Source organism: Isoptericola cucumis, assembly GCF_014635665.1.
Lineage (GTDB): Bacteria > Actinomycetota > Actinomycetes > Actinomycetales > Cellulomonadaceae > Isoptericola > Isoptericola cucumis.
In genome coordinates, this window is record NZ_BMDG01000001.1 from 465,326 (window position 1) to 472,065 (window position 6,740).

At 75.5% G+C, this 6,740-nt stretch carries 8 protein-coding genes and 1 pseudogene; 5 read left to right on the forward strand and 4 right to left on the reverse strand.

The features are described 5' to 3' along the window. Positions 1–132: 132 nt before the first annotated feature. Positions 133–834, reverse strand: coding sequence for a helix-turn-helix transcriptional regulator (locus IEW03_RS02085; protein ID WP_188521975.1), 702 nt, complete (start codon positions 832–834; stop codon positions 133–135). A gap of 73 nt (positions 835–907) precedes the next feature. Here IEW03_RS02085 and IEW03_RS02090 point away from each other — a divergent pair, with 73 nt between their 5' ends. The 3 genes from IEW03_RS02090 to IEW03_RS02100 all read left to right on the forward strand — a co-directional run bounded on the left by IEW03_RS02090 (position 908) and on the right by IEW03_RS02100 (position 2,715). Then, a complete protein-coding gene (locus tag IEW03_RS02090; protein WP_188521976.1) occupies positions 908–1,459 on the forward strand; it encodes a GNAT family N-acetyltransferase in 552 nt (183 codons plus the stop codon). A 94-nt stretch (positions 1,460–1,553) separates the two neighbouring features. Then, positions 1,554–1,946 (forward strand): RidA family protein, encoded by a 393-nt coding sequence (locus IEW03_RS02095; RefSeq protein ID WP_188521977.1) that lies wholly within the window; start codon positions 1,554–1,556, stop codon positions 1,944–1,946. Positions 1,947–2,016: 70 nt separating this feature from the next. Further along, positions 2,017–2,715 (forward strand): maleylpyruvate isomerase N-terminal domain-containing protein, encoded by a 699-nt coding sequence (locus IEW03_RS02100; RefSeq protein ID WP_188521978.1) that lies wholly within the window; start codon positions 2,017–2,019, stop codon positions 2,713–2,715. A 4-nt stretch (positions 2,716–2,719) separates the two neighbouring features. Here IEW03_RS02100 and IEW03_RS02105 read toward each other — a convergent pair whose 3' ends face one another. The 3 genes from IEW03_RS02105 to IEW03_RS02115 are packed head-to-tail and all read right to left on the reverse strand — an operon-like array spanning position 2,720 to position 5,076. After that, positions 2,720–3,853, reverse strand: a complete 1,134-nt coding sequence (locus tag IEW03_RS02105; RefSeq protein ID WP_188521979.1) for a Gfo/Idh/MocA family protein — start codon at positions 3,851–3,853, stop codon at positions 2,720–2,722. After that, positions 3,850–4,551, reverse strand: a complete 702-nt coding sequence (locus IEW03_RS02110; RefSeq protein WP_188521980.1) for a ThuA domain-containing protein — start codon at positions 4,549–4,551, stop codon at positions 3,850–3,852. Before IEW03_RS02110 ends, IEW03_RS02105 begins: the two co-directional genes overlap by 4 nt. 60 nt (positions 4,552–4,611) lie before the next feature. Beyond that, positions 4,612–5,076: a 2-thiouracil desulfurase family protein gene (locus IEW03_RS02115; protein ID WP_188521981.1), complete on the reverse strand. Its 465-nt coding sequence runs from the start codon at positions 5,074–5,076 to the stop codon at positions 4,612–4,614. Positions 5,077–5,231: 155 nt separating this feature from the next. Between IEW03_RS02115 and IEW03_RS02120 the strand changes: the two genes are divergently transcribed. Beyond that, a complete protein-coding gene (locus tag IEW03_RS02120; protein WP_188521982.1) occupies positions 5,232–6,554 on the forward strand; it encodes an L-fuconate dehydratase in 1,323 nt (440 codons plus the stop codon). 100 nt (positions 6,555–6,654) lie between these two features. Beyond that, positions 6,655–6,740 (forward strand): annotated as a pseudogene (locus tag IEW03_RS02125) (superoxide dismutase); the annotation flags it as partial.

Here is a 6,740-nt window from a genome sequence, read left to right on the forward strand (position 1 = left end):
GTGGTCCTCCCGGTCGCGGCCCGCGGGCGTTCCCGCGGGCTCCCGACCAGCGTCGCCCCGCCCCGCGACACCCCGGTGTCGGTGTTTCCGGCGGCGGGTGCGAGGACGTGCCGGCGAACACGGTCCTCGCAGTCAGTCCAGCAGCGCCAGGGTCCGCAGGTCGCCCTCGGGCACCTGGAGGTCCTCGGGCCGGACGGCACGCCGGGGCGCCCGCTCGCTGGTCGCCGTGGCGCGGACCACCCGGTCGAGGCGGAACGCGCGCACCGCCTCGCGCAGGCGGCACCAGGCCAGCAGGTACCACCCGGTGGACGACCCGACGAACCCGAGCGGCTCGACGTCGCGCACGGTCGGGACGCCTTCGCGGTCGGTGTACCGCAGGCGCAGGACGCGGCGCGCGGAGATCGCGTCGGCGAGGACCGCGGGGACACCGGGCCGGTCGGCCGGCGCGCCGAGCAGGTGCACGCGCGCGGCGAGGTCGTGCGCGGCGGCCGCGTCGTCGTCGCGCATCGCCGCGAGGATCTTGCGCAGCGCGGTCGACGCACCGCCCGCGAACGGCGTCCCGGCCACGCCGCCGAGGGCCACGGCGACGGCCACGGCCTCGTCCGGGCTGAAGTTCACCGGGGGCAGCGTCCTGGCGCGGTCGAGGCAGTAGCCGCCGGTGCGCCCCGGCTCGGCCCAGACGGGCACGCCGGCCTGCTGCAGCGCGCTGATGTCCCGCTCGACGGTACGGCGGCTCACCTCGAACCGGCCTGCCAGCCACGTCGCGCTCCGCGGGCGCGGGGCGACGGCCCGCAGCTCCTCGACGATCGCGTACATCCGGTCGGTCCGGTTCACGCGACGACCCTACGTGGGAAGATCCCGGCGGACCGGCCATCGGCGGCCGGCCACGGACCCCCAGGAGGACACGATGTTCACGAGGACCCTCGGTGACGACGGCGCGGAGCTGCGACCGCTGGAGCCGTGGCACGCCGAGGAGCTCCTGGCCCACATGGACCGGGGCCGCGAGTTCGTCGGCCGGTACGTCGGGCTCCCGGACGCCGTCGCCGACCTGGGGTCGAGCCGCGCGTTCCTCACCCGCTACGCGGAGAAGGCGGCCAGCGACACCGGGCGCCTGTACGGCATCTGGGCGGACGGGCGGCTGGTGGGCGGCGTCCTGTTCCGCACGATGGACGTGGCCCAGGGCACGGCCGAGGCGGGCTGCTGGCTGGAGCCGGCCGCCGCGGGCCGCGGTCTGGTCACCCGGGCGGCCCGGCTCATCATCGACTGGGCCGTGCGGGAGCGCGGCGTCCAGCGCGTCGAGTGGCGCGTCGCGGCGGCGAACGCCCCCAGCATCGCCGTCGCCCGCCGGCTCGGGATGCGCCGCGAGGGCGTGCTGCGCGCGCAGCACCTCCACCGGGGGGAGCGCCTCGACATCGAGATCTGGTCCGTCCTGGCGGACGAGTGGCAGACGCCGGCCTGACCGTTCGCGTGGCCGGGGCACGGCCGTCTGTCGGTGGCCGGCGCGAGACTCGGTCGGTGGCCCGGTGACGGGCACCCGGACCCGAGGAGACGACATGACACAGCTGCCCACCCCGGTCGACCCGCCCTCGCTGGTCCACAGCCCCGCCTTCGCTCAGGGCATGGTCGCGCCCGCCGGCCGGACCCTGTACGTCGGCGGGCAGAACGGCATCGACGGCGACGGCACGCTGCTCGACGGCCTGCGCGCGCAGACGGAGCAGGCGTTGCGCAACGTGCTCGCGGTGCTCGAGCAGGCGGGGACGGACCGCGAGCACGTCGTCAAGCTGAACATCTACCTCGCGGCCGGGGAGGACCCGACGGAGGGATACGCCGCAGCCGCGGCGGTCTGGGGCCGGCAGCGCACTGCCGTCACCGTCCTGGCCGTCCCGACCGCACGCCCCGGCGTGCTCGTGGAGATCGACGCCGTCGCGACGATCCCCACGAGCTGAGCCGGCGGCCGGCGCGTCGAGGGTGGACAGGAGATCGTCGCCCACCTGTCGCCGTGCCAGGCTCGGCCGCATGAGCCCCGTCACGAGCCCTGACACCCCACCCGTCGTGCAGCGCCCCGTCCGGGCCGCGTACCTGGATGCCGCCGAGCAGGCGGCCAGACTCCTCGTGCACCCGCCGGTCGCGGAGTCCTGGGACGACATGTCCGTGCTCGCCGGAATGACGGTCGGCGCGCTCGCCGGGCACCTCGCGCGCAGCGTGCTGCAGGTGGAGTGGTTCCTCGACGGCGCTGACGGTGCTGACCGCGCTGACGGCACGGAGGTGCGGCCGACGTCCGCCGTGACGTACTACGCGCGCATCGTGGACGCGCCCGACCCGGGCTCCGCGCTCAACCGGGGCGTGCGGGCGCGCAGCGAGGAGTCGGCGGAGGCCGGGCCTGCCGCCGTCGCGGACCGCACGGCCGAGACCCTCGGCCGCTTGCGCACCCGCCTCCCGCGGGAGCCCGCCGACCGCCGGGTCGCGATCCTGCACCGCCCGGGCGAGGAGATGCTGCTCGACGAGTACCTCCGCACTCGCTGCGTCGAGCTGGCCGTGCACACCGACGACCTCGCGCTCAGCGTCGGCACCGGCACCCGCGCCCCGGACGCGGCCGCCGGCGTCGCGGTCGACCTCCTCGTGGCGGCGGCGCTCGAGCGGCACGGCGCGCACGCCGTGCTGCGCGCCCTCACCCGCCGCGAGCGCGACGACGTCGGGGCGCTGCGCGTGCTGTGAGCGCTCAGCGCCCGCCGTGCCAGACGGCGGCCGGCGTGAGCGGCACGAGCGGCGGCAGGGCCGGCGTGGTGGTCATCGCGGCCCGGCGTCCGTCGTCGGCCGAGCCGAGCAGGCCGGACATGACCTCCATGACGTGCAGCCCGACGTCGCCCCCGGCGCGCGGGGACGCGGGAGCGTCGCCCAGGCCCGCCGCGCCCACCATCTCGAGCAGCCCGACGCCGCGGCCGGCCGCCTCGAAACCGGCGCTGGGCGGCAGCACCTCCCAGCTCCTGGCCCCGCGGCGGCACCGCTCGACGTCGCCGTCGAAGGTGTTCGGGTCGGGCACGACCAGCGAGCCGTCGGTCCCGTGCACCTCGATGGGCCGCGCGTGGGAGCCGGCCGCGTCGAAGCTCACCGTGACCGTCGACAGCGCACCGCTCGTGTGACCGAGGACGCCGGTCACGTGCGTCGCGACCTCGACCGGCACCCGCTCGCCCGCGCGCGGCCCCGTGGCGATGGTGCGCTCGTCGCGCGACCGGGACGCCGCGCCCTGCACCCAGGCCACCGGCCCGAGGATCTGCACCAGGCTCGTGAGGTAGTACGGGCCCATGTCCAGCAGCGGCCCGCCGCCCGCGGCGTAGTAGAAGTCGGGGTGCGGGTGCCAGGCCTCGTGACCGGGCGAGACCCACGTCGCGACGGCGGCCGTCGGGGTGCCGACCCTTCCCTGCTCGACGGCGGCCCGTGCGGTCTGCACACCGGTGCCGAGCACCGTGTCGGGGGCGCAGCCCACGCGCGTGCCCGCCGCGGCGGCCGCCGCCATCACCTCGCGTGACGACGCCAGGTCGACGGCCAGCGGCTTCTCGCCGTACCGGTCGACGCCCGCGGCCGCGCAGGCCTTCGCGACGTGCGCGTGCACGGCGGGCGTCGTGAGGTCGAGCACCACGTCCACGTCGTCGTCCGCGACCAGGGCGTCGAGGTCGGCCGCCACGCGGGCGCCGGGCAGCTCGGCGGCGACCGCCCGGGCCCGCGACCCGTCGAGGTCGGTGACGGCGGCGACCCGCACCCCGGGGTGCCCGGCGAGCGTGTCCAGGTACTGGCGCGAGATGACGCCGAGCCCCACGATGCCGAGGCCCACCGGCCCGTCCGCGCGCTCCCTCATCGGCTCGCCCACAGCAGCCCCCGCTCCACGACGGTGCGCACCGTCGGGTGCTCCAGGACGTCGACGGAGTGCCCCGGCGTCGCGACGAACACGCGCCCCGCGCCCCACTGCCGCGTCCACACGGCCGGGGAGGTCACCGGGCGGTGCCACGGGTGCCAGTCCGGCGCGGGGTGCGTCGTGGTGGCGAGGACGTCGATGAGGTCGTCGTGCAGCACCCAGTACTGCTCGGTGTCGAGCTCGACGTCGTCGAGGCCGGCCGTGATCGGGTGCTCGCGACCGAGGTCGGTGAGCTCGATCGTGTGCGGCAGGTAGTTGTCGCTCGCGTCGCCGCGGCGCAGGTGCGGCTCCTTGCCCGGGTGGGTGGCGAACTGGCCGCCCACGAGCTGCAGGTAGTCCGAGCTCGCGCGGTAGGAGTCGGCGATGCCGCCGTGCCAGCCCGCCAGCCCGGTGCCGGCCTCGACCGCCGCGCGCAGCCCCGTCAGCGCGGGGCCGCTGATCTGCGACATCGTCACGCACTGCAGCACCAGGTCGGTCGCCGCCATCACCTCGGCGTCGGCGTAGACCTCGTTGTCGGACTCCACCCGCACCTCGAAGCCCTGCTCCCGCAGGAAGGGCAGGAACAGGTCCGTCGCGGCCTCCGGGGAGTGACCCTCCCAGCCGCCGCGCACGACCAGTGCCCGCTTCGTCGCCTCTGACATCTGCCCTCTTCTCGTCGCCGGTGACCGTCTGAGCGGCACGAGCCTATGCGGCCCGGGCGGTCAGTCGGCGCTCGTGCCGCGGAGCGGGACGACGTCGATGCCGCGGCGCGCGAGGAGCGCGGCCACGACGCCGTCGCCGTCGGTCAGCGCGCCGGAGTGCGTGCCGTCGTAGATCCGCCCGCACCCGCACGACGGGCTGCGCGCCTGGAGCACCGCCCGCGTGACCCCGTGCTCGGCCGCGAGATCGGCCACCCGCTCGGCGCCGCGCACGAAGCCGGCCGTGACGTCCTCGCCGTCGACCGTGCGCACCGTCGCCGCGCCGTCGAACACGTCGTGGCCGTCGCCGCCGACGATCTCCGCGGCCGGCCGCGGGGTGCCCATGTCGCCCAGGACCTCGGCGCAGGCGGGGACGGCGCGCCCCGCCTCGACGTCGGCGACCACGCCCGGGTCCGGCTTGGCCCGCCCGTCGTACCGGCACGGGACGCCGGCCAGGCAGGCGCTGACGAGGACGGGGCGCTCGGGCATGCGCCCACGGTACGTCGCGGAACGGGGCGACAGCACGCCGCACAGTCCTCGGATCTTTCCCCGCCACAGGGCGCGCCGTTTCTTGCCCGGCCGCCGAACTGCGGGCTATCTTGGCGGGAAGTCATCCGATGTTTCGTCGCCACGAAGAGGTGCGCATGCCCACCATCACCGCCGTCGAGATCACCGACGTCCGCTTCCCCACGTCCCTCGAGTCCGACGGCTCGGACGCGATGAACGACAACCCCGACTACTCCGCCGTCTACGTGGTGCTGCGCACCGACGGCACGGACGGCGAGGGCGCACCCCTGGCGGGCCACGGCCTGACGTTCACGATCGGCCGCGGCACCGACGTCGTCGCGCTCGCGGCACGCCACCAGGCCGAGCGACTCGTCGGGCGCGACGTCGACGAGGTCGTCGGCGACATGGGCGCCACCTACCGGGAGCTCACCGCCGACAGCCAGCTGCGCTGGCTGGGCCCCGAGAAGGGCGTCGTGCACCTGTCGCTCGCCGCGGTGCTCAACGCCGCGTGGGACCTCGCCGGCCGCCGCGCCGGCAAGCCGCTGTGGCGGCTGCTCGCCGACATGACCCCGGAGGAGCTCGTCGACGTCGCCGACCTGCGCTACCTCTCCGACGCGCTCACCCGCGACGAGGCGCTGGAGATCCTGCGCGCCGCCGCCCCCGGCAAGGCCGAGCGCATCGCCCACCTGGAGCGCCGCGGCTACCCCGCCTACACGACGTCGGCCGGCTGGCTCGGCTACGACGACGCCAAGCTGCGCCGCCTCACCCAGGAGGCCGTGGACGCCGGCTACCGGCACGTGAAGCTCAAGGTCGGCGCGCGGCTCGAGGACGACGTGCGCCGGCTCGGCATCGCGCGCGAGGTGCTCGGCCCGGACCTCACCCTGATGATCGACGCGAACCAGGTGTGGGACGTCCCCGAGGCGATCGAGTGGGTGAAGGCGCTGCAGCAGTTCGACCCGCTGTGGATCGAGGAGCCCACGTCGCCCGACGACGTGCTCGGCCACGCGGCCGTGCGCGAGGGCGTCGCCCCGGTGCGGGTGGCGACGGGCGAGCACTGCCACAACCGGGTGATGTTCAAGCAGCTCTTCCAGGCCGGGGCCATCGACTACTGCCAGCTCGACACCGGTCGGCTCGCCAGCATCAACGAGATCGTGGCGGTGCTGCTGCTGGCCGCGAAGTTCGGCGTGCCCGTGTGCCCGCACGCCGGCGGCGTCGGGCTGTGCGAGATGGTGCAGCACGTGTCCGTGCTCGACTACGTCGCCGTCTCCGGCTCCCTGGACGGGCGGATCACGGAGTTCGTCGACCACCTGCACGAGCACTTCACCGACCCGTGCCTGGTGAAGGACGCCGGCGAGGGCGTGTCGTACGTGCTGCCCGCCGCGCCCGGGTACTCCACGCAGATGCACCCGGGATCCGTGGCGCGGTTCCGCTTCCCGGACGGTGCGTACTGGGCGTCGTGACCCGCTGACCAGCGGCGCCGCGGCGCATGGTGACCCGGAACACGTTGACCTCGACCGCGGTTGAGGTCCTAGCGTGGCCAGCACCGACGAAGGGAACGAGATGTCCGTCTACACCCTGCCCGACCTGCCCTACGACTACAGCGCCCTGGAGCCGCACATCAGCGGCAAGATCATGGAGCTGCACCA

Excerpts from the sequence above, each read along its gene's own strand:
- IEW03_RS02090 (WP_188521976.1), top strand. The coding sequence starts at position 908 with ATGTTCACGAGGACCCTCGGTGACGACGGCGCGGAGCTGCGACCGCTG.
- IEW03_RS02095 (WP_188521977.1), top strand. The coding sequence starts at position 1,554 with ATGACACAGCTGCCCACCCCGGTCGACCCGCCCTCGCTGGTCCACAGC.
- IEW03_RS02100 (WP_188521978.1), top strand. The coding sequence starts at position 2,017 with ATGAGCCCCGTCACGAGCCCTGACACCCCACCCGTCGTGCAGCGCCCC.
- IEW03_RS02105 (WP_188521979.1), bottom strand. The coding sequence starts at position 3,853 with ATGAGGGAGCGCGCGGACGGGCCGGTGGGCCTCGGCATCGTGGGGCTC.
- IEW03_RS02110 (WP_188521980.1), bottom strand. The coding sequence starts at position 4,551 with ATGTCAGAGGCGACGAAGCGGGCACTGGTCGTGCGCGGCGGCTGGGAG.
- IEW03_RS02115 (WP_188521981.1), bottom strand. The coding sequence starts at position 5,076 with ATGCCCGAGCGCCCCGTCCTCGTCAGCGCCTGCCTGGCCGGCGTCCCG.
- IEW03_RS02120 (WP_188521982.1), top strand. The coding sequence starts at position 5,232 with ATGCCCACCATCACCGCCGTCGAGATCACCGACGTCCGCTTCCCCACG.